Genomic DNA, 21,017 nt, shown 5'->3' with positions numbered 1-21,017 from the left:
GATACGCAGAGTATCGCGTCGGATAGGTGCAGAACCTGACAATGCGGGCACATGAATGCTGAGCGTCGGACTATGACACGACGATCCGTCAACGTGCCTGCATTCCTGGCGCCGCACCTTCATCGTATAGGGAGCACGAACAAAGGACTGTGACCTGAAACGAACACCCAATTTTTCTTTTGGATGCTTCGGATCATGGACACAGCTTCTTTTTCATGATGCCGGCAAATTACAACTACAGATGAAATATCTTCGGGCAGCACGAAGAACCGCGACGGGAGCGAACCCGTCCGCGGGCCCCATCCGGCCGACATTGCCTGTCAGGATTGCCTGTCATCGCCGTGCGCTCACCTTGTCGCCTCCCCCGGGCGGGAAGGCACCAGATCCATCGGGACCGGACTCATGAGGACAGGCGTCGGAAGCGCCCGGCGGCGGCCATGAGGGCGCTGCGGGACGTTTCTGGATTGTTAACCTTAACGGATGGTTGACGAAGCTGTACCGATGCTCCGTTCGCGCGTGGACGTTGCATCTCTTCTGTTGCTGGCCAGGCGCCGAATGCTTCCGCAGGCCGGATCCGCATCGGCAGAGCGGTGATGGCGCAACGGCTCCCGCCTCTGGGAATTGTCTCCAGCCCCTGGCGCCCGCCACGACGGGGCCGGAGCGACGCTCTCGACCAACAGGAAGGCCTCATGGACGAGAAATCCCGCCGCACGGCCCTCGCGGAGCGGGTGTCGCAGGAGATGAGCCTGGCCGAGCGCGAGGGTTTCTCCACCGCGACGCTCTGGCTGAACCGCGCGGATTCGGATCTGATCTGCGCGGCGCTGGCGCAGGCCGCCGCGCATGAGGACCACGCGGACACCGCCCGGCTCGACTTCCTCGAGCGTTGCAACGCGGCCCTCGCCGCCCGCTACGGCACCGGCAGCGGCTGGACCCTGACGATCGACCACGGAGGCGACCGGCTGGCCCTCAGGGCCGCACCGGCCGACCGGCTCGGTTCCGGCGTGGCGCGCGGGCCGCTGCCGTCCTGCCGGGACGCCATCGACGAGAAGCGCCGGGAATACGAGCGGGCCCTCGGCCGGCGGCGGCCGGGCGCCTCCGGCCCGCGATGAGGCGCCCGGGCGGAGTGCCCTCCCCTCCGGGGCCGGATCGGCTAAGAGAGAGGCCGGGTCCGCGCCATGGGGCGGGGCCGAGGGACAGGGCGCGCCGCCGATGCCACGCTACTTCTTCCACACGCATATCGGGGACGACGTGGTGGTCGATCCCGAGGGGCGGGAGCTGGCGAACCCGGATGCCGCCTGGGAGGCGGCCCGGCTCCTCGCCCTGCAGCTGCTCCAGGGCGCCGGCAGCGATCCCGATCTGCTCAAGGCGGTGCTGTTCGTCGAGGACGAGGCCCGCGCCATCGTCCTCGAATTCGCCCTGACCGAGGCGCTGGCGGCCGCGCCGGAACCGGGCTCGGAGGGCGAGACGCTCCACTGAGCGCGGAGGCTCAGGCGGTCCTGCTCAGTTCCCCGGCCGCTTCGAGGCGGGCGAGGGCGTCTCCGGCGAAACGGGCCAGGGCTTCGAGGCGGGACACCGTCCCGTCATCCAGCAACACCATGGCGCACCAATACGCCCCCAGAGCCGCGACCGCCGGCTCCCCAACAGGCACCACCACCAAACTCCGCAACGACTTGTTCGCATAGGGGGCCGCCGGGACGCGGGGGTCGCGCCGGATGTCGGGGACGATCACCGTCTCACCGTGCAGCATCGCCCAGCCCGACACGCAGTCGTGGAGCGCAAAACGGCACCCCTTCCAGAGCGGCTCGAACGCATCCTCGGCCACGTAGTGGCAAAAGTCGTTCTCCCTCAGGATGATGGCAATGCCGTCAGCACCCACGATCCATCGTGCGGTTTGCCGCAGGGCCACCACCACGTCGTCCAGCGATTGGGCCGCATCCATGAGATCGGCAGCGCGCACTAGCCGTGGATCAGACCGGAAGCGATCATCGAGCATGCAGGGAGGCTAGAGCTTGGGTCCGGAACCGTCCAGGTTCATCCTGGCGCGCCTTATGGCGCACGAACCGCACGTCTTCAGGGAGGCCAGCAGGGCGCTCGACACAGTCACCTCGAAGGACTCGCAGGCGACGCCGCATCGGTGATCGCGGAAAAGGCTCCGGGCTAATCCGAGGTCGAAAGACTGCGGGGTCTCAGGGCCGGTTGCGCATCCTTGCCCACCTCCCTGGCCTGCGCCACCAGCCGCGCCTTGCGCTCGAGCCTCCGACGATCCGCATTTCGATCCTCGACCGTCTTGATACCGAGGCGATCCAGCAGATCGATGCTGCCCACGCGCGATGGGACCTGGTCCAAGGCATTGCGGCTCGGTCGCGGCAAGACATTCTCCTCTCGAAAGATCACGCATCGGTCTCCCGCATCATCTTGCGCAGCGCAGCGAAGCTTCAAGGCTTGGCCATCGAACTTGCGCCCGCACCGATCTTTTCAGGAGCGCGCAAGCGACCCATGACACGCCGGAATCAACGCCTGTCCCGCGGAGACGTCTCGGCATCCGACAGGCCGGCATACCACCGGGTGTAGCACGTGTTTCCGATCAGGCGACGGTTGAGATCGGGCGCGCCATCCGTCCACCAGACCGGCCCCCGCTCGCCCAGTCCGCGCTTGGCGTCGTCCACGGCGTGGCGCGCCTGTGCCAGCGCCCTCTCGTCACCGCTCCTCTTGGCAGCTTTGACGGCGCGGCGTGCCTCCATGAGGTCATGCACGAGTCGATCCCGCTGCGGGGACGGGAGATCGGGCCGCTGTCGACGCCACAAGCGGCCACGCACCACGATGTAGCGTCCGTCCGGGGTTTCGAGGATGGACATGCTTGCAGGACCTCGCCGCCTTGGTCCGCCGGACAGCCTTCCCGGTCCATATGGGATCCGGTTCCGTCACGGCTCCCGGTCAGTCATGACGCAGCGCCCCATCGAGACGCGTCGTATCGCATGCGTCCCGTCCCCTCAGGACGCAGGATCCGGATTCCCCAGCTGTCGCACGGCCCCATGAACCCTTGCCCGCTCCGACCAAGGGTAAACGATGACGTTTGCCGCACAAAAACACGGGATGTGCAGGCACACGGGAGGGGTGGCCACCGTCGAGGATCTTTTTTGAACCCGAGCCCCTCTCGAAAGGATAATGGAAAAGACTTGTGCGTCGCCGCCATGGCAGATCGATCCGCCGTAGCCACTCCGGCGTGCCGTCCCAGCACATGGCGCTCTGTTCGGCCGCTACTAAGGCGGCCCTAATTCGGAAGATGAGAGAACTCGGTGGGGCAGTGAAGATCGAGGACAGCGCATCTGCAAGGCGATGAGTTTGCAGCAAACGCCATAGGCTGACGCGATCAGCGCATATGGTGTCGGCCTGTAAAAGAAGTTTTTACCCCTGCCCATGTTTTTTGTCGGAAAGCTGTTTTATGAGCTTGCGGAGCACTCTTCGCACGTGTTCGCGGACCCTATCTCTCTCCGGAGAGGGGACCTCATTCGCAAAATAAAAGTCGAGGCAAACCACGAGCGACATCGTCTAATAACTCCAAAGTCTACGATTTATCGATCTTTTATCCCCGCTGTTTTTGTATTTTTATTGATTTTTCACTAGCGCCCAACAAGATATCAAAAATTGTCGTTCATCGTACAATTATGCACACACAACCACAACGAGTAGATCTACGTATTTTCCATGCGCTTACGGAGAACGTCTGGATTATCGTCGCAACGATGAGCGGCCGAGGCGGCGGTGCTGAAACACACGACGTATGGAGTGATTGATTTGGCACGCTATTATTTTGACTTACAAAGTCATCGCAAAATCATTCGCGACGAAGTCGGTGTTGAAATCGACGACCCCGAGCGAGCCTTCAAGGATGCCCTCGCCGTGGTGGAAGAAATGCGCACCAGCGGCGAACTCAACGATGCCGACGATAGTTGGGTCCTCGTTGCGCGCGACAATAGCAGTGACAAAGAATTTTTTCGTATATTTATATAGTTGGCGCATATAATGAAATTTGCGCCAATATATTTGGCTCATAAAAACAATATATATTATTTTTATAATTTCCGAACAAATTTCACTAGCGCAATCTGGCATCCGTCTTCTAGCGCGACGCCAAATCTCGCAGATCCGCAACGTGCACCGACAGGCGCAGAAAGCATTTCGGCATCAAGAACGTGTGCACATGTCCGACACCGTTGGAGCACGATCGGCCAATTTCTCGAAAATCTGCCACCAGAGCCAACATCCGCGCCTCTCAACCTCCGCCGGAAACGGCCTCCCACGTCATAACAATCAAGCTGTCAGCGGCGATCTTCAGGGTGCTTCGCCGCCGCATTTCCAGCATCCGTTCCGCGCGGTGGGCCGCGGACAATGATGGGGAACCGGGTCCGGTCGTGACGCAATCGCGTCCGTCTCCCGCGCGAGGGCACACACAGGGCCGTGCGCGCCGAGGCGTCGTCCCCTCCTACCGCGTGGCGAACTTGATGCTGATCGCCGCCTTCGCGGTCAGCCCCGGGCTCCCCAGCAGGTTCAGGTACTGCGTGTAGCGCTTGTCGAACGCGTTCTGGACGATGAAATCCGCCCGGATGCGGTCGTTGACGCGGTAGGAGGCGAAGAAGTCGACCAGGGCATAGGCCTTGGTTGCCGGGATCGTCGTTCCGGCGGGCACGTCGAGACGACTGTCCACGAAGGTCAGGCGGCTGCCGACCGTCAGGCTCTCGTCGAGGAAGCGCAGGCCGAGGGTGGTGCTGATCCGATCCGGCGGCACGCTCAGCAGCGTCTCGCGCGTCTGCCGGTTGCGTCCCTCCACATGCGTCGCCGCGAAGGAGACGAAGCCGCCGCCCCAATCATAGGCGCCCTCCAGCTCGACGCCCGACAGCTCCGCCTGGGCGATGTTGAGATACTGGAACGATTGCACCGGGATCACGCAGGGGAAGCGGCCGGGAATGCGCGTGCAGATCGAGGCCGGGATGCCGGGGATCGCCGGCACGAAATAGGTCGGGCCGACGGACGAGATGTCGATGTAATTGTCGATCGCGTTCTGGAAGACGTTGACCTTGGCCCGGAACGTGTCGCCCGGCGCGAAGATCTGATTGTACTTGAGGTTGATGCCGCCCTCGATGTTGTGGGCCACCTCCGGCCGCAGAGTCGGATTGGGCAGGATGTTGAAGGCCGGGAAGGGGTGAATGCCCTGGACCAGGGTCTCGGTGATCGAGGGCGCCCGGTAGCCCTCGGCATAGGTACCGTAGAACTCGATCCCCTCGAAGGGCGAGATTCCGACGGTGATCTTGGGGGAGATCCGATCGCCGCTCGCACGATAGGCTCCGCCCGAGAGGTCGTAATGGTCGTAGCGCAGGGCGCCGATCACCCGCAGCCAGGAGGCGTAGCGCAGCTCGTCCTGGATGAAGGCGCCGGCGAGGCTGCGCTCGCCCGAGGGGGTGAAAGCCGAGCCGAAGCCGCCGGCCTCGTCCGTCGTCTTCACCCGGTCGAACACCGCGTCGCCGCCGATGGTCAGGGCATGGCTGAGCGCCCAGGTGTCGAAGCGGGCCGTGTTGTGGACGTCGAAGCCGGTGGTCTCGATGTCGTAGGTGATGCGGTCACCGGCCCTGACGCCGAGATTGCGGTAGAGCCCGCTCGCGGTGTCGTTGAGGAAGGTCAGGGTGTTGTGCGTGGTCGTGTAGTAGCCCTTGGCGCTGAGATCGACCAAGGGCACGTCCGGCCGGGCGAAGCGGTAGCCGAGGGTGTAGGTGTCGGCCTGAACGGCGTTCTGGAAGCGCGCGCCGGCATTGCTGCTGCCGTTATTGGCGAAGTCGAAATTCTGGATGAGCGCCGTGCCGCTGATCTCGTGGCCGTCCGCGGGCCGGAGATTGATCTTGGCGAGACCGGAGGTCAGCTCGTTGCCCGTGTCGCGCACGAGGTTTCCGAGGCCGTCGCGATAGGGATCGTTGTTGCGATAGACGAACTGGCCGAACACGTCCGCGCCGGCGCCGATGCGGGCGCCGAGGGCCGTCGAATTCAGGAATTTCTGGCCGTTGGTGCCGAAGCCCCATTTCTGCACCGCGCCGGCGGTCTCGTCGGGGGCGAGGATGTCGTCGATCGAGCGGGTGCGGAAGGCGACCACGCCGCCGATGGCGCCGGAGCCGTAGATGGTCGAGGTCGGACCCCGGGTGATGTCGACGCCGCCCACCAGTTCCGGATCGAGATAGAACACGCCGTTGGCGCTGTGGCCCGAGGTCTGGAAGTTCTGGCGCGCCCCGTCGACCAGCACGTTCACGCGACCGAAATCCTGCAGGCCACGGATGTTGATGGCCTGGGCCGGATCGTTCTGGTTCTCCTGGGTGGTCACGCCGGGCACGTCCCGCAGCACCTCCGACAACCGGCTCGGCTGGATTCGGTTGATCTGCTCGCGGGTGATCACGCTGGTGCCGGAGAGCGCGTCGATCGCCCTCTCCTCGGTCTTGGTGGCGGTCACCGAGATCGTGTCGAGGCTCACGACTTCCGAAGGCACGACCGGCGGGGGAGCCGCTGCATTCTGGGCGCGGGCGAGATCGAGCGAGAGCAGGGAGACGCTCGCCGCGAGGCTGGCGAGGAGGGCGTGACGGGAGGACATGGCCGGTTCCGCAAGACAGGGCAGCGTTTCGACATTGGCTGGCTGGCGGAGGGCTGGCTGGCTGGATACCGTGATGGGGCCGCGATCACGGATCGGTCAACGGAAGCTTGATCTCATCAGTTTGGTGCGAGTCCAAGCCGCTTCTGCGAAAGACTAAAACCGTTCCAGACGCGCGTTTCTCCCGACTTACGCGTTGCCGTCCGGCAACACTCGGTGTGGCAGCACGAAAGGCTGCGGCGGCTTCGGAACTTGCCCGACCGGCCAGGAGACCCCGAAGACGCGGGCGACCAACGCATCGGTGAGAATCGCGTCGGGCGTGCCCCTCGCGACCATGCGACCGCCCTCCAGGACCAGCAGCGTGTCGGCATAGGCTGCCGCGAGGTTCAGATCGTGCAGGATCGCGACAACGCCAACGCCCGCGCGCCTCAGGCCATCCACCGCTTCGAGCAGGGTGGATTGGTGATGCAGGTCGAGACTGGCGGTGGGTTCGTCCAGGAACAGAGCCTGTCCGGTGCTCAACGTGCGTCCTGCGGCGAGCTGGCAGAGCACCCGGGCGAACTGAACGCGCGCCTGCTCGCCTCCCGACAGCGTCGGATAGGAGCGGCTCGCGAGATGCGCCACATCCGTCTTCTGCAGAGACTCGGCCAGGATCCTCTGCCTGTCCCGGCGCGTGAGACCGCGGCCGATCCCGTCCAGACCGATCCGCGCCACGTCGGCCGCGGAGAAGGGGAAGGCGAGACGCGCGCTCTGCGGCAGCACCGCCCGCTGGGCCGCAAGCCGCCAGGACGGGATCTCGCCGACCGGCACGCCCTCGTAGAGCACATCGCCCCGGCTCGGTCGCAGCTCCCCGCTGAGCAGGCGCAGCAGCGTGGACTTGCCGGCCCCGTTCGGGCCGACGATCACTTGGAAGCTGCCGGGGGCGATCGTGAGCGAGATCTCGGCGACGAGGGCGCGCCCGCCCACCTCGAAGACGAGGTCGCGCGCCGCGACGAGGGCACCGGGCTCAGACATCGAGGGCCTTCGCCCGGCCGAGCAGCAGCCACAGGAAGACCGGGGCGCCGACCAGGGCCGTGACGATCCCGATCGGCAGTTCCGCCGGCGCCACCATGAGGCGGGCCGCGACATCGGCCAGCACCAGCAGCGCGGCGCCGAGCAGGGCGCAGGCCGGAAGCAGCCGGCGATGCTCGGGCCCGATCAGCAGGCGCAGGGTGTGCGGCACCACCAGACCGACGAAGCCGATGATCCCGGCCGCGGCCACGCCTGCACCGACGGTGATCGCCACCAGCAGGATGACCGCGCGCTTCAGGCGCTCGACCGGAACACCGAGATGAAAGGCCTCCGCCTCGCCGAGCACCAGCGCGTTGAGCCCGCGCCCGAGGAAGGGCACGGCGAAAAGCACCGGCAGGATCGCCGGGGCGGTGGCCGCGACCTTGGCCCAGGTCGCCCCGCCGAGACTGCCCAGCGTCCAGAAGGTCAGGTCGCGCAATTGCCGGTCGTCGCTCGCGTAGACGAGGAGGCCCGTCAGCGCACCGCTCAGCGCCGCAAGCGCGAGGCCGGCGAGCAGCATCGTCGCCACCGAGGTGCGGCCGGCGCGGGTCGCGACGAGATAGAGGCCGAAGGTGGCCAACACTCCGCCGAGAAAGGCGCCCGCGGGCAGCACGGCATAGGGCAGCGGGCCGGCCATTCCGAAGGCGTGCAACGTCCGGTCGCCGAGGGTGATGAGGGTGGCGGCGGCGAGGCCGGCCCCGGCGGAAACGCCGACGAGGGCGGGATCCGCCAAGGGGTTACGGAAGAGCCCCTGCAGGAGGGCTCCGGAGACGGCCAGCCCGGCTCCGACGAGGGCTCCGAGGAGCGTCCGCGGCAGCCGGATGTTGAGCACCACCAGGGCGTCGCGCGCCGAGGCCGGATCGGTGCCGCCCGACAGCAACACGTCGAAGATCCGCCCCGGCGGGATCGCGATCGCGCCGAGCCCCAGGGAGAGCATTCCGGCGACGGCAAGCAGCGCCGCGAGCCCGGCGAAGACGAGCAGACTGCGCCGCGGGGCCAGCGATGCCGCCGCCTCAGCCACGGAACAGATCGGGATAGATCGCCCGCATCAGCGCCGTGGCGGCCTCCGGCGTGCGCGGGCCGAAACCGAGGAGCGTGAGGCCGTCCATGGCGACGAGGGCCCGCTTCGCGGCGGCGGGGGTCTGGCCGAGCGCCGTGCCGGAGGCGAACACGGCCTCCGGCCCCGGCGCGTCCGGGCCGTTGCGCATCATCACCACGGCCTCCGGCGCGGCGGCGACGATCGCCTCGTCGCCGATCGGCTTGAAGCCCTCGAGGCCGCCGGCAGCGTTCTCGACGCCGGCGAGGGCGAGCATGCCGTCCGCGCTGCTGTTGCGGCCGCCGACCATGACGCGGCCATTGGCGAGCGACAGGACGAGGAGAGCCCTGGCCCGACGGCTGATCCGCGCGCGCTGCCGGGCGAGCTCCGCGAAGCCGGCGCCGACCTCTCGGGACAGCGCCTCGGCCGGCCCGTCGAGGGCGGCCAGGTGCCCGACCGTCGCGATCTTGTCGAGGACGCCCTCCGGCGTCGGCGGTTCCTGGACCAGGGAGACGGGGATGCCCGCCTCGCGCAGCAGGGCGAGGACGTCCGGCGGCCCGGCCCCCTCCGCCGCGATCACCAGATCCGGCCGGACCGAGAGCAGGCCCTCCGCCGAGAGCGCCCGCAGATAACCGACATTCGGCTTCTCCCGCAGGATCTCGGGCGGATAGACGCTGGTGGTGTCGACCGCCACGATCCGCCCCGCGGCGCCGAGGCGGCAGAGCGTCTCGGTCACCGCGCCCCCGAGGGAGGCGATGCGCGCCGCCGGCTGGGCGGCCCCCGGCCGCCCGGGCAAGGCCACGAGGCCGAAGAGACCGGCCAACACGGCCCGGCGGGTCCAGGGCGAGAGGGCGGACAGCGCGCTCATTTGGTGAGGATCAGCTTGTCGTTGGCGGTGACGCGGAGGCGGTAGCGCTCGCCCGCATGGAGAATCGTGACTTCCCTCCGGCCCCGCATCAGGGCCGCCGAGTCGATCGTGTCGCCCGATGCGGGATCGGATTCGTCGGTCTCGCCGTCGCTGCCGGCGGGATCCTGCGTGAAGGAGAGGTCCGAACGGTTGCCGATGTTTGCCATCTTGGAATTCTGACAATCTGCACCTTTGAATGTTTAAATTCTAAAGTACAGATACTTCGATAGATCTTTACTAGAAGGGCTTTCGACCTGACGCAAGTTAAGCTAGGCCGTTCACGCGGGGGTTTGTACGCCCCCGAACGAACACGCAGGGAAGACCGTCCATGTTCATCGCGATGAACCGGTTCCAGGTTCTCGAGGACAGCACCGAAGCCTTCGAGCAGGTCTGGCTGACGCGGGAGAGCAGCCTTCACGAACTCCCCGGCTTCATCGCCTTCCACCTGTTGCGCGGGCCCGAGCGGGAGGACCATGTCCTCTACGCCTCGCACACCGTCTGGGCCTCGAAGGCGGATTTCGAGAACTGGACGCGCTCGGACCAGTTTCGCCGCGCCCATGCCGGCGCCCCCAGCGCCCGGCCCACGACCCTGGGGCATCCGCAATTCGAAGGCTTCGAGGTGATTCAGACGGTGGTGCCGCCGTCCGCATCATAGCGCGCGAGGTCCGGCCTGCGCCCGGCGATCCGGTTGCCGGCCGGCGTCAGATCGCCCAAACTCGCCCGGCCGCTCGACGGCGGGAAGGGGCAACGGCCTTGCGATCCATCCTCGCGCTCGCGACGCTGCTTCTGGCCATGGGCCCGGCCCCTGCCCGCGACCGCGCGCCGCTCCCCTCCGAGACGCCGATGGAAGCCTGCCCGGAATATGGGGCGGGCTTCGGCCGCATCCCCGGCACCTCGACCTGTCTCCGCCTCTCGGGCCGGGTGGCCGCCGATGCCGCTCTCGGCCATACCTCCGACTCGGCCGCGCGACCGCTGCAGGGACGCGTCTCCGTCGATGCACTCAGCTCGTCCGATTACGGCCCTGTCCGCTCCTTCGTCCGGATCGGCGGCGGCATCCGTTGACGGATGGGCTCGGAGGGCGGGCTCAGCCCTGAACAGGGCAAGCTCACCGCCCGCCCCTCCGATTCGAAGCGCCGGAAACATCACGAAACAACGCGACAAGGGTAGGCTGTCCAGGCCCAGAATGCTTTACGGTCGATTGCCTGGGCGTTTCGGTATTTCCTGATTATTTCCGAGATCTATCGAACAAGAAATTTACCACGCTCGCTTATCACCGTGTGAGGCGAGCGGCGCATTAGCGGACCGGCAACCAGATCGCGATCAATAGGAAATAACTCAATCTCAAGGCGAGCGCCGCGTCCCATGGCCGACGCGGAGACCCGCGGATGACGGGCGCTGGACGAGGATCGATGGGCGCGGTGGGGCACGGACGGAACGGCTTGCGACGCGTCTTCGGCCGCTTCGCTCGGGCGCAAGGCGGCGGCCCTGCGGTCGAGTTCGCCCTGATGCTGGTGCCCTTCTTCGGATTGCTCGGCGGCATCATCCAGTTCGCCTTCATCATCTGGGCGGGCCAGAACCTCGACCAGATGGTCCAGCGGGCGGTGCGCAACCTGTTCACCGGCAGCTTCCAGAACGCCAACATGGGCCAGACCGACACGGCGACCCTGCTGAGCAACCTGAAGGCGACGATGTGCCAATCCGGCGGCGCGGCGATGGTCACCGTGTTCCCGTGCAGCGCGCTGAAGCTCAACGTGTCGGTGAGCAGCAGCTTCGCCAACGGAAGCCAGCTGAACGCCTACGATTCCACCTCGCGTTCGATCAGCACGAGCTTCGAGGGCTACACCTGCGCGCGCGCCAGGGAGATCGTCATCGTCTCCGCGGTGGTCCCGCTTCCGACCTTCTTCAAGCTCCTCAATCCCGGCATCCTGCTGATGGCGGACGGATCCTACCTCCTGCAATCGACCGCGGTGTTCCGCACCGAGCCCTATTCCGCGCCGAGCGCGGTCTGCTCGTGAGGCGCGGGATGGCGAAGCGCTCCCCCCGCCTGCCCTTGCCGCGCTTCCTGCGCGCGTCCGAGGGCGGCAGCGTCGTCGAGTTCGGGCTGGTGCTGCCGGTGATGGCCCTCATCCTGATGGCGACGGTCGAATTCGCCCACGCCATCGACAATTACCGCAAGGTCACCCTGCTCGCCCGCACGGTCTCCGACCTCACGGCCCAGGGGGGCGCCTCGGATCCGATGGATACGAGCACGATGACCGACATCCTGGCCTCGTCGAAGCTCGTCCTCACCCCCTTCGACAGCAGCCGGGCGAGGATCGTCGTCAGCGCCCTCGGGGTCTACCCGACCACGCTCAGCCTCAAGCCGTATGTCTGCTCCAGCATCGCCAGCAACGCCACGGCCCGCGCGGCCAAGGCGGTGGCGAGCGACCTCACGGTCCCGCAGGGCTTCCAGACCGCCGGCATGCGCTACCTGCTGACCGAGGTGACGATGCCCTACAAGGCTTCCATCGGCACCAGCCTGATCAACTACCTCACCGGGGGCACCGGCTACACCTTCGCCGTCAGCCTGCCCTGGCCCGCCCGCGGCGGGGCCACCTACAACGGCACCGCGACCGAGGTGACGCTTCCCGGCGGCGCCCCCTGCCCCCTGACCGCCCCCTGACCCCGCCCGACGCGGCGCCGCCCCGGCGCCCGCGAACGGGACCGATCGCCCTGCCCGCGAGCCCCCGACCATGCTTCGCCCACCGGTCCGCCCCTTCCTCACCCGCAGCGACGGCCAGATCGCCGTCGTCTTCGCCCTCGCCGCCATCCCCCTGCTCGGCTTCACGGGCATGGCGATCGATTACGGCCTCGCGACGCGCCTCCAGACCAAGCTGCAGGCGGCGACCGACGCCACCGCGCTCACGCTGTGCCAGGCCAACGCCGCCACCACCGCCGCCTTGCTGCAGACCCAGGCCAACACCACCATGTCCGGCTACATGGGCAGCGAGGTCGGGCTCACCGTCGACCCGCTCACCGTGGCCTCGAACCCGCGCAAGATCACGCTGACGACCCATGTGACCTCGAAGACCTTCTTCAGCGCGATCACCGGCAAGTCCGGCCTCTCGCTCGCGGCGATGGCGCAATGCGCGCCCCCCACGCCCAAGACCTTCGAGATCGCCCTGGTGCTCGACACCACCGGCTCCATGGCGAATTCCGGCGGCAGCGGCTCGAAGATGGACGCGCTCAAGCAGGCGGCCTCGAACTTCGTCGACTACGTGAAGAGCGATCCCGCCTTCGCCTCCGACACGCGGATCTCGATCGTCCCCTTCGCGGCCTCCGTGGCGGTGGACCCGGTGAGCAGCGCGACGGCGAGCTGGGTCGACACGGGCGGCAAGTCGTCCCTGCACTGGACCAACATCGACAAGACCCAGGCCAACGCGCTCGGCTTCACCAGCCGGCTCTCGATCTTCAACGCGCTCAAGACCATCAGCCCGCTCTGGGCCTGGGGCGGCTGCTTCGAGACCCTGCCCTATCCGCAGAACGTGCAGGATGTCGCCGCCACCGGCGGCAACGACAGCCTCTACGTGCCGATGTTCGCCCCCGACGAGCCCGGCGGCGGCACCACGGGCTCCACGACCTGGAACGGGAACTACACGTTCAACAGCTACATCGACGACTGGAACGGCACGACGAGTTCGAACTGCACCGCGAGCCCGAGCTCCTTCGCCAATGCCGAGAAGCAGGCCTGCAAGTACCAGAACCCGCGCAACGCCAAGCCGACCGGCTCCGGCGGCGTCGGCCTCCCGAACGGGCCGAACTTCCAATGCCTGAGCCGGCCCCTGCAGCGGCTGACCTCGGATGCCAGCACCCTCAAGACCCTGATCAGCAGCCTGAACGCCGCCGGCTCGACCAACATCCACGAAGGGTTCATGTGGGGCTGGCGCACGATCTCGCCCAAAAGCGTCTTCGCGGACGGGGCCTCCTATTCCTCCGCGACCACCAACAAGGTCCTGGTGCTGATGACCGACGGCGCCAATAGCTGGCCCGACAATCCCTACACCAACTACAATCAGACCCTGTATTTCTCCCACGGCTACCTGACCAATGCCGACGGGTCCGGCCCCGGCGCCCGGCTGCCCGCGCGCTACCAGAGCGTCTCCTCGACCGCGCAGCAGCGCAACGCCCTCGACGCGCTGACCCAGGAGGCCTGCACCAACGCCAAGTCGACGGGCATCTCGGTCTACACGATCGGGTTCAGCGTCTCCTCGGATGCGATCGACGCCCAGGGCATCACCCTGCTGCAGAACTGCGCGAGCCTGCCCTCGCAGGCCTATGTCGCCAACGATTCCTCGAGCCTGATCGCCGCCTTCAAGAGCATCGCCAAGAGCATCGGCGCCCTGCGCCTGACCCAGTGACCGGGCCCGGGCCCGGCCCGAGAAAGACAACCTGAAGTGTCGGATCTTCCGGGATGATTCCCGTCACGAAACCGTTGCCGGGTCCGTGCTCATGGAGGCTCGCGGCCCCTCACGGCCGCGCCCATGAAGCGGGATCTCCGGCATGTCAGGATCGACATTAGGAAGCTACGCGCCCGATCTGGCGCGATCCGAGTCTCCCTCCGGGCATGGGCGGCCCGATCTCGGGGGCCAGCGCTCCCTCGTCGTGACGGTCGGCTTCCTGGGCGCCATCGTCGCGGCGCTGTTCTACGTCGCCTACAGCATCTCCGTCGACGTGAGCGAGACCGGCGCGCATGCCGGCACCTATCTCCCCTACATCCTGCTCTTCGTGGCGCTCGTCATCGCCCTCGGCTTCGAGTTCGTGAACGGCTTCCACGACACCGCCAACGCCGTGGCGACGGTGATCTACACGCATTCGCTGCCCGCCAGCGTGGCGGTGGTCTGGTCGGGCTTCTTCAACTTCCTCGGCGTGCTGCTCTCCTCGGGGGCGGTGGCCTTCGGCATCGTCTCGCTGCTGCCGGTGGAGCTGATCCTGCAGGTCGGCTCGGGGGCGGGCTTCGCCATGGTGTTCGCGCTGCTCATCGCCGCGATCCTCTGGAACCTCGGCACCTGGTATTTCGGCCTGCCGGCCTCCTCCTCGCACACGCTGATCGGCTCGATCATCGGCGTGGGCGTGGCCAACGCCCTGCTGCACGGCCGCTCGGGCACCTCCGGCGTCGATTGGAGCAAGGCGACCGAGATCGGCTGGTCGCTGCTGCTCTCGCCGGTCTTCGGCTTCCTGGCCGCCGGCGCGCTGCTGCTGGTGCTGAAACGCGTGGTGCGCAACCCGGCCCTCTACCAGGAGCCCAAGGGCAAGGAGGCGCCCCCGCTTTGGATCCGCGGCCTGCTGATCGCGACCTGCACCGGCGTCTCCTTCGCCCACGGCTCGAACGACGGCCAGAAGGGCATGGGCCTGATCATGCTGATCCTGATCGGCACCGTGCCCACCGCCTACGCCCTCAACCGGGCCCTGCCGGATTCCGCCCTGGCGCAGTTCCGCACGACCTCGCAGGCGGCCTCCGAGGTGGTGGCGAGGAAGGCGGCGGGCCATGCGGTGACCGGCGATCCGCGCCCGGCGGTCACCGCCTATGTCGCCGCCCGCACGCTCGAGGCCGGCACCTACCCGTCCCTCTCGGCGCTGATCCAGGAGATCGGCACCGAGGTCGAGCGCTACGGCAGCCTCGCCAAGGTGCCGGCGGAGGCCGTGGGCAACACCCGCAACGACATGTATCTCGCCTCCGAGGCGATCCGCTTCCTGATGAAGGACAAGGCGAGCGAGCTCTCCGCCGCCGAGGCCGGGGCGCTCAAGGCCTATAAGGGCAGCCTCGACGAGGCGACGCGCTTCATCCCGACCTGGGTGAAGGTCGCGGTGGCGATCGCCCTCGGCCTCGGCACCATGGTCGGCTGGAAGCGCATCGTGATCACCGTGGGCGAGAAGATCGGCAAGACGCACCTGACCTACGCCCAGGGCGCCTCGGCCGAGCTCGTGGCCGCCGGCACGATCGGGGCCGCGGACATGTTCGGCCTGCCGGTCTCGACCACCCACGTGCTCTCCTCGGGCGTCGCCGGCACCATGGCCGCCAACCGCTCCGGGCTGCAGGTCGCGACCCTGCGCAACCTCGCCATGGCCTGGGTGCTGACCCTGCCGGTGGCGATGCTACTCTCGGGCAGCCTCTACCTGGTCTTCTCCCAGCTGTTCTGAGAAGCCGGCGGCACGAACCCGGAGGATCCGAGAGCCCCCTCCCCACGGGGGCGGGGCAATCGGACATGGGTCGATCGCCGGTTGTGATGGCCGCTCGGCTCTGAGTCAGCCCCCTCCTGGGGAGGCGGACTCATGGTCGCTCCGAGGCTGACCATCCTGCCCGGTGCGCGACCCGCGGGATTGCGCCGCACGGTGCCCAAAACCCTCGAAGCCGACCCCGAAGACATCCCCTCCGCAAGAAGATGAGGCGCGCCTCTTGGGGAAAAGACGACCTCCTCAACCTCGTTACTCTGCGAGAGCCCTGCCCTCTGGGGGAGGTAAAGAAGCGCCGCGACGGAGCCGATCGAGCGGAAGCGGGAGGAGATGGGGGCATCCGAGATGCCGCTCGCGGGGCGAGGGGATGCACGCGTAACCCGCTCGATCCCCCGCCCCCGCTCAGGCGCTCTCGCCCGAGAGCCGCTTGGCCGCGCGCTCGCGGCCGATCAGGGGGAGCAGGTTGGCGAGGTCGGGGCCGTGGTCGAGGCCGGTCAGGGCCTGGCGCAGGGGCATGAACAGGGCGCGGCCCTTGGCGCCGGTGTCCCGCTTCACCGTCTCCGTCCAGGCCTTCCAGGTGCCGGCATCGAAGGGGCCGTCCGGCAGCAGCGCGAGGGCGCGCCGGGAGACATCGGGATCGACGATCACGGGGGTGACCGGCCCGGTCACCACTCGCCACCACGCCTCCGCCTCGGCGACGCGGCCGAGATTGGCCCGTACCGCCCCCCAGAACGCCTCCGCGCATTCCTCGGCCACGCCCATCGCCCGCAGGCGCTCGGCGGCCTCGGCATAGGGCATGTCGTGCACGAGGCGGGCGTTGAGCCCGTCGAGCTCGGCCGGGTCGAACCGGGCCGGCGCCCGGGAGATCTGGGAGAGGTCGACGAGGCCGGCCAGTTCGTCGAGGGAGGCGACCGGACGCACGGCCTCGGCCGAGCCCGTCAGCACGGCCAGCGAGCGCACGGCCGCCGGCTCGTAGCCCGCCGCGCGCAGGGAACGCAGGGAGAGGTGGCCGAGCCGCTTCGACAGGCCCTCGCCATCGGCCATGGTCAGCAGGTTGTGGTGGCCGAAGGCCGGCACGGCAGCGCCGAGCGCCTCGAAGAGCTGCACCTGCACGCCGGTATTGGTGACGTGGTCCTCGCCGCGGATGACGTGGGTGACGCCGAGATCCGCGTCGTCCACCACCGAGGGCAGGGTGTAGAGGTAGCTGCCATCGGCCCGGATCAGGACGGGGTCCGAGAGCGAGGCGCAGTCGACATGGCTCGGCCCGCGAACGAGGTCGTCCCAGGCCACCACTTTGTGGTCGAGCTTGAACCGCCAATGCGGGTGCCGGCCCTCCGCCTCGAGCCGGGCCCGGTCTTCCGCGGTGAGCGACAGGGCGGCCCGGTCGTAGATCGGCGGCAGGCCGCGGCCGAGCTGGCGCTTGCGCCGCCGCTCCAGCTCCTCCGGCGTCTCGTAGCAGGGATAGAGCCGTCCCGCCGCCTTCAGCCGCTCGGCGGCTTCGTCGTGCTGCGCCTTGCGGGCGCTCTGGCGCGCGAACAGGTCGGGCACGATCCCGAGCCAGGTCAGGTCCTCGCGGATCGCTTCGGCGAAAGCCTCCGTCGAGCGCTCCCGGTCGGTGTCGTCGAGCCGCAGCAGGAAGCGGCCGCCCCGGGCGCGGGCGAAGAGCTGATTGAGCAGAGCCGGCCGGGCATTGCCGATATGCAGGAACCCCGTCGGCGAGGGGGCGAACCGGACAAGGGGGGGCGCGGTCGGCGAAACGGAAGGCGAGGTGGACATGGCCGCCCTCGTAACGGGTTTCGGGCGGGCGCGTCAGCCCATTCGCGCGTCGGTTTCGCGGCGGCGACCGAACACGCGGCCTTCCGGAGCGTTGTCGAGGGCCTTGCGCACAATCGGATCGCACCGGGTGCGCCCGAAGAACCAGAAACAGACAGGACCGTCCGAACCCATGAAACCCCTTCTCATCGCCGGCCTCGCCGTCGCCCTCGCGACCCCCGCCTTCGCCCAGACGGGCACCTCGGGCGCGCGGCCCACGGTCGAGCGGAACACCAACAACACCGGCGGCGGCCGCGACGTCTCGGTCTCCCGCGGGGCCACCGGCGCGGACACGGTCGACACCAATTCCGCCGCGGCGGGCAACGCGAACCAGCCCTCCCGCGCCGTGCCCCAGGGCAGCGGTGGCGGCGGCAGCGGCACCGCCGGCGGCAATTGAGCGCGATTTCGCGTCGACAGGCGCGTTCCGGGATCTTGACGGATCTCGGGGCGCGGCCCTAGAAGGCCGTCCTCGCCGCCGCGGACACCACGGCGCGCCGCCCGCACGGGCTCTGGACGGTTAGCACAGCGGTAGTGCGTTCCCTTCACACGGGAGAGGTCGTAGGTTCGATCCCTACACCGTCCACCATTCCTCCTCCTTCTTCACCACCGTGATCGCTGAGTTGGCCTCAGGCCGCCGGCTTCGCCGTGCGCCCCGTGCCGGGGACCAGGTCGAGGACCGCCTCCACCAGCGCGTCGAAATGACTGATCAGGCGGTCGGGGTGCAGGTCGCGCATCGGCACGGCGGTGTAGCCGAAATCCACGCCCACGACCGGGATGCCGGCGGCCTTGGCCGCGTGCACGTCGGCGCTCGAATCGCCCACCATCACCGCCCGGGCCGGGTCGCCCTGCGCCCGCTCGATCGTCGCGGTGATGTGGCGCGGGTCGGGCTTCGAGAAGGGGAAGGTCTCCTTGCCCACGATGGCCGCGAAGCGCGGGGCGATGCCGAGGGCCTCCAGCAGGGCGACGGCATGGGCCTCCATCTTGTTGGTGCAGACCGCCAGGCGGAAGCCCTCCGCCTCCAGCCGGTCCAGGGCCTCGGTGACGCCGGGGAACAGGTGGGAACGGTCGGTGAGGTGCGCCGCGTAATGCGCGAGGAAGGCTTCGAAGAGCCGCTCCAGCCGCTCCGGAGCCAGCGTGACGCCGGAAACGGTGAAGCCCCTCTGAATCAAGGCCCGCGCCCCGGCCCCGAGCAGATCCCGCGCCTCCCCCACCCCCATCCCCCCCAACCCTTCCTGCTCCAGGATGACGTTGAGCGTGCCGATCAGGTCGCCCGCGGTCTCGGCGAGAGTGCCGTCGAGGTCGAACACGGCGATGGGCGGCAGGGCGGTCATTCGCGATCTCGCGCTTTCTTCGAGGGTTGGGGCTCGCTAACGGGAGGCCGGAGGGCAATCAAGCCGCAGCCCTTGGCCGGGCTCGCCCAAGCTCTGCCACGGACCCGCTCTATTCCGGCTCCGCCGCGATTCACCGCTGGCCTCCCGAGGATGCCCCGCCCGTCATGCGTCTGTTCCCCGTCGTCCCGCGTCTCGTGCTCCTCGCCGGCCTGCTCGAGCCGCTACCGGCCGCAGCCGGCGGCCCCTACGAATTCGTGCCGGCGCCGCAGATCGACCTGAACCGCGTCTACCGAGTCGACAAGGCCACCGGCGAGGTCACGTCTTGCCAGTATGGCCTGCGCGACGACAGCGTCGGCGTCACCCTGTGCTTCGCCGCCGGCGACGGCGCCGGACCGCAGGCGCCGTCGGAATACGGGCTCGTCGCCTCCCGCCACGCCCGCGAGGCCGGCGTGTTCCGTGTCAATTACCGCACCGGGGAGATGAGCATCTGCTATGTGCAGGTGCGCGAGGAAGCCGTGGTCTGCACGCCCCAGACCAATCCGCCCCCGGCCGGCATGGCGAGCGGCGCCGGCGCTGCGGCAACGGCACCGGCTCCCGGCCGGGCGGGTCCGAGCGCAACGCCGCCACAAGGCGGAAAGCCCTGATCGATTGGCCGGTTTGCCATGGGCGGGAGGCATGCTAGGGGGCCCAGCCGTTCTCGGTGGGATCCCCGCGATGACCTCTCTTCACCCGAAAACCGGAGCGATGGCGTGAGCGGCCCGGATCTGCGCCGCGCTGCGGCCGCACGCGCGCTCGACCTCGTGACCGACGGCATGCGCCTCGGTATCGGCACCGGCTCCACGGCCAACGCCTTCATCAAGCTCCTCGGCGAGCGGGTGCGGGCCGGCCTCGACGTCGTCGGCGTACCGACTTCGGAGGCGACCCGCAGCGCCGCGGAAGCCGAGGGCATCAAGCTCACCACCCTGGAGAGCTGCCCGCAGCTCGACCTCACCATCGATGGCGCGGACGAGCTTGACGATCAGCTTCGCCTCATCAAGGGGGGCGGCGGCGCGTTGCTGCGGGAGAAGATCGTAGCCCATGCCAGCACCCGCATGGTCGTGATCGCGGATGCTGCCAAGCGTGTGCCTATGCTCGGCGCCTTCCCGCTGCCTGTCGAGGTGAACCTGTTCGGCCTCGGTGCGACCCGGCACGCAATCGAGAAGGCGGTCGCCGCCTCCGGCTGCACGGGCGATCTCTCCCTGCGCAAAGCCTCGGGTGGCCAGCCCTTCGTCACGGATGGCGGTCATGCCATCCTCGACGCACATCTGAAGAGTATTCCGGATCCCGAGCAGCTCTCCGCCCAGCTTTGGGCGGTGCCGGGCGTAGTCGAGCATGGCTTGTTCATCGGCCTCGCCTCCGCGGCGATCCTGGCCGAAGCGAAGGGCGACGCGGCCGTCGTCACCGTACTCGGATCTCTCTGACTCTTTTTCGATTCACTCCGGAGTGTTCCGCATGTTCCCCCGCTCCGTCCTTGCCGGGCTGCTTGCCGGCGCCATGCTCATGCCGGGATCGGCGGGGGCCCAGACGGCCAAGCCCGGGACCAAGCCTGCAGCCCCCGCGCCGGCTCAACCGGCGCCCGCGATCAGCCCGACGCATCTGGCGCTCGCCCGCGAGGCCATGCTCGGCTCGGGCATCGCCCGCTCCTTCGATAGCATCATCCCGACCATGGCCGAGCAGATCCGCAAGAACTCGGTGACGCGGCCGGAGCTCGCCAAGGATCTCGACGAGGTGCTCAAGAGCCTTGAACCGGAGATGGAGTTGCAGAAGCAGCGGATGATCGACACCGCCGCGCGCATCTATGCTCAGCGCCTCACCGAGGCGGAGCTGAAAGACATCGTGGCCTTCTTCCGCTCGCCCGCCGGCAAGCGCTATGTGGAGGCTCAGCCACAGATCCTCGACGACATGGTCGGCGCCATGCAGGATTGGACGCAGGAAGTCTCGGAATACGTGATGGTCCGGACCCGGGCGGAGATGGGCAAGCGCGGCCATACCCTTCAGTGAGCACTC

23 protein-coding genes and 1 tRNA gene are annotated in these 21,017 nt (G+C 68.0%); 14 read left to right on the top strand and 10 right to left on the bottom strand.

Annotated elements, in window-relative coordinates; genetic code table 11:
* The first annotated feature begins 689 nt into the window (after positions 1–689).
* The gene (locus MFF21_RS03130; RefSeq protein WP_238309759.1) at positions 690–1,109 is read left to right on the top strand and encodes a hypothetical protein; all 420 of its coding nucleotides are present in this window, start codon (positions 690–692) and stop codon (positions 1,107–1,109) included.
* A gap of 100 nt (positions 1,110–1,209) precedes the next feature.
* Entirely contained in the window at positions 1,210–1,476 is a 267-nt protein-coding gene (locus tag MFF21_RS03125; protein WP_238309758.1) for a DUF6894 family protein, read from the top strand.
* A 10-nt stretch (positions 1,477–1,486) separates the two neighbouring features.
* Here the strand turns inward: MFF21_RS03125 and MFF21_RS03120 are convergent, their stop codons facing one another.
* The 3 genes from MFF21_RS03120 to MFF21_RS03110 form a co-directional block, all read right to left on the bottom strand.
* Positions 1,487–1,939 (bottom strand): GAF domain-containing protein, encoded by a 453-nt coding sequence (locus MFF21_RS03120; protein WP_238309757.1) that lies wholly within the window; start codon positions 1,937–1,939, stop codon positions 1,487–1,489.
* 218 nt (positions 1,940–2,157) lie between these two features.
* Positions 2,158–2,325 carry a hypothetical protein gene (locus MFF21_RS03115; protein WP_238309756.1) on the bottom strand — a complete coding sequence of 56 codons (168 nt, stop codon included), beginning with the start codon at positions 2,323–2,325 and terminating at the stop codon, positions 2,158–2,160.
* A 185-nt stretch (positions 2,326–2,510) separates the two neighbouring features.
* Positions 2,511–2,855, bottom strand: a complete 345-nt coding sequence (locus tag MFF21_RS03110; RefSeq protein WP_238309754.1) for a hypothetical protein — start codon at positions 2,853–2,855, stop codon at positions 2,511–2,513.
* Between the two features lie 907 nt (positions 2,856–3,762).
* Here MFF21_RS03110 and MFF21_RS03105 point away from each other — a divergent pair.
* Positions 3,763–4,011 (top strand): DUF6894 family protein, encoded by a 249-nt coding sequence (locus MFF21_RS03105; protein ID WP_238309753.1) that lies wholly within the window; start codon positions 3,763–3,765, stop codon positions 4,009–4,011.
* 472 nt (positions 4,012–4,483) lie between these two features.
* Here MFF21_RS03105 and MFF21_RS03100 read toward each other — a convergent pair whose 3' ends face one another.
* From MFF21_RS03100 to MFF21_RS03080, 5 genes are all read right to left on the bottom strand, one after another.
* Positions 4,484–6,628: a TonB-dependent hemoglobin/transferrin/lactoferrin family receptor gene (locus MFF21_RS03100; RefSeq protein WP_238309752.1), complete on the bottom strand. Its 2,145-nt coding sequence runs from the start codon at positions 6,626–6,628 to the stop codon at positions 4,484–4,486.
* A gap of 186 nt (positions 6,629–6,814) precedes the next feature.
* Positions 6,815–7,639, bottom strand: coding sequence for a heme ABC transporter ATP-binding protein (locus tag MFF21_RS03095; protein WP_238309751.1), 825 nt, complete (start codon positions 7,637–7,639; stop codon positions 6,815–6,817).
* Positions 7,632–8,696 carry a FecCD family ABC transporter permease gene (locus tag MFF21_RS03090; RefSeq protein ID WP_238309750.1) on the bottom strand — a complete coding sequence of 355 codons (1,065 nt, stop codon included), beginning with the start codon at positions 8,694–8,696 and terminating at the stop codon, positions 7,632–7,634. Before MFF21_RS03090 ends, MFF21_RS03095 begins: the two co-directional genes overlap by 8 nt.
* Complete coding sequence (locus tag MFF21_RS03085) at positions 8,689–9,579, bottom strand: heme/hemin ABC transporter substrate-binding protein (RefSeq protein WP_238309749.1); 891 nt, start codon at positions 9,577–9,579, stop codon at positions 8,689–8,691. The genes MFF21_RS03090 and MFF21_RS03085 overlap by 8 nt, the downstream gene beginning before the upstream one ends.
* Positions 9,576–9,785, bottom strand: coding sequence for a hemin uptake protein HemP (locus MFF21_RS03080; RefSeq protein WP_238309748.1), 210 nt, complete (start codon positions 9,783–9,785; stop codon positions 9,576–9,578). Before MFF21_RS03080 ends, MFF21_RS03085 begins: the two co-directional genes overlap by 4 nt.
* Before the next feature lie 161 nt (positions 9,786–9,946).
* Here MFF21_RS03080 and hmuQ point away from each other — a divergent pair, with 161 nt between their 5' ends.
* The 6 genes from hmuQ to MFF21_RS03050 all read left to right on the top strand — a co-directional run bounded on the left by hmuQ (position 9,947) and on the right by MFF21_RS03050 (position 15,795).
* The gene (gene hmuQ / locus MFF21_RS03075; RefSeq protein WP_238309747.1) at positions 9,947–10,273 is read left to right on the top strand and encodes a heme-degrading protein HmuQ; all 327 of its coding nucleotides are present in this window, start codon (positions 9,947–9,949) and stop codon (positions 10,271–10,273) included.
* A gap of 98 nt (positions 10,274–10,371) precedes the next feature.
* On the top strand, positions 10,372–10,680 hold the full coding sequence (locus MFF21_RS03070; RefSeq protein ID WP_238309746.1) for a porin: 309 nt from the start codon (positions 10,372–10,374) through the stop codon (positions 10,678–10,680).
* Positions 10,681–11,057: 377 nt separating this feature from the next.
* Positions 11,058–11,633 (top strand): TadE/TadG family type IV pilus assembly protein, encoded by a 576-nt coding sequence (locus MFF21_RS03065; protein ID WP_238309745.1) that lies wholly within the window; start codon positions 11,058–11,060, stop codon positions 11,631–11,633.
* An 8-nt stretch (positions 11,634–11,641) separates the two neighbouring features.
* Positions 11,642–12,280: a TadE/TadG family type IV pilus assembly protein gene (locus MFF21_RS03060; protein WP_238309744.1), complete on the top strand. Its 639-nt coding sequence runs from the start codon at positions 11,642–11,644 to the stop codon at positions 12,278–12,280.
* 70 nt (positions 12,281–12,350) lie between these two features.
* A complete protein-coding gene (locus tag MFF21_RS03055; RefSeq protein WP_238309742.1) occupies positions 12,351–14,015 on the top strand; it encodes a TadE/TadG family type IV pilus assembly protein in 1,665 nt (554 codons plus the stop codon).
* A gap of 142 nt (positions 14,016–14,157) precedes the next feature.
* Positions 14,158–15,795: an inorganic phosphate transporter gene (locus MFF21_RS03050; protein ID WP_238309741.1), complete on the top strand. Its 1,638-nt coding sequence runs from the start codon at positions 14,158–14,160 to the stop codon at positions 15,793–15,795.
* Between the two features lie 435 nt (positions 15,796–16,230).
* Here the strand turns inward: MFF21_RS03050 and gltX are convergent, their stop codons facing one another.
* Positions 16,231–17,604, bottom strand: coding sequence for a glutamate--tRNA ligase (gene gltX / locus MFF21_RS03045; protein WP_238309739.1), 1,374 nt, complete (start codon positions 17,602–17,604; stop codon positions 16,231–16,233).
* Positions 17,605–17,773: 169 nt separating this feature from the next.
* Between gltX and MFF21_RS03040 the strand changes: the two genes are divergently transcribed.
* Positions 17,774–18,037 (top strand): hypothetical protein, encoded by a 264-nt coding sequence (locus MFF21_RS03040; protein ID WP_238309737.1) that lies wholly within the window; start codon positions 17,774–17,776, stop codon positions 18,035–18,037.
* Positions 18,038–18,151: 114 nt separating this feature from the next.
* Positions 18,152–18,226, top strand: a tRNA-Val gene (locus MFF21_RS03035).
* Positions 18,227–18,266: 40 nt separating this feature from the next.
* Here the strand turns inward: MFF21_RS03035 and MFF21_RS03030 are convergent.
* The gene (locus MFF21_RS03030; RefSeq protein WP_238309735.1) at positions 18,267–18,971 is read right to left on the bottom strand and encodes an HAD family hydrolase; all 705 of its coding nucleotides are present in this window, start codon (positions 18,969–18,971) and stop codon (positions 18,267–18,269) included.
* A gap of 164 nt (positions 18,972–19,135) precedes the next feature.
* On the opposite strand from MFF21_RS03030, the gene MFF21_RS03025 reads away from it, so the two are divergent.
* From MFF21_RS03025 to MFF21_RS03015, 3 genes are all read left to right on the top strand, one after another.
* Complete coding sequence (locus tag MFF21_RS03025; RefSeq protein ID WP_238309734.1) at positions 19,136–19,615, top strand: hypothetical protein; 480 nt, start codon at positions 19,136–19,138, stop codon at positions 19,613–19,615.
* Between the two features lie 105 nt (positions 19,616–19,720).
* Complete coding sequence (rpiA, locus tag MFF21_RS03020) at positions 19,721–20,431, top strand: ribose-5-phosphate isomerase RpiA (protein WP_238309733.1); 711 nt, start codon at positions 19,721–19,723, stop codon at positions 20,429–20,431.
* A 31-nt stretch (positions 20,432–20,462) separates the two neighbouring features.
* On the top strand, positions 20,463–21,011 hold the full coding sequence (locus MFF21_RS03015) for a DUF2059 domain-containing protein (RefSeq protein WP_238309732.1): 549 nt from the start codon (positions 20,463–20,465) through the stop codon (positions 21,009–21,011).
* Positions 21,012–21,017: the final 6 nt, after the last annotated feature.

Source organism: Methylobacterium organophilum (assembly GCF_022179465.1).
In the GTDB taxonomy this organism is placed as follows: Bacteria; Pseudomonadota; Alphaproteobacteria; order Rhizobiales; family Beijerinckiaceae; genus Methylobacterium; species Methylobacterium organophilum.
The sequence above is the reverse complement of the archived record's forward strand: the minus strand, read 5'-3'. Positions and strand labels throughout refer to the sequence as shown.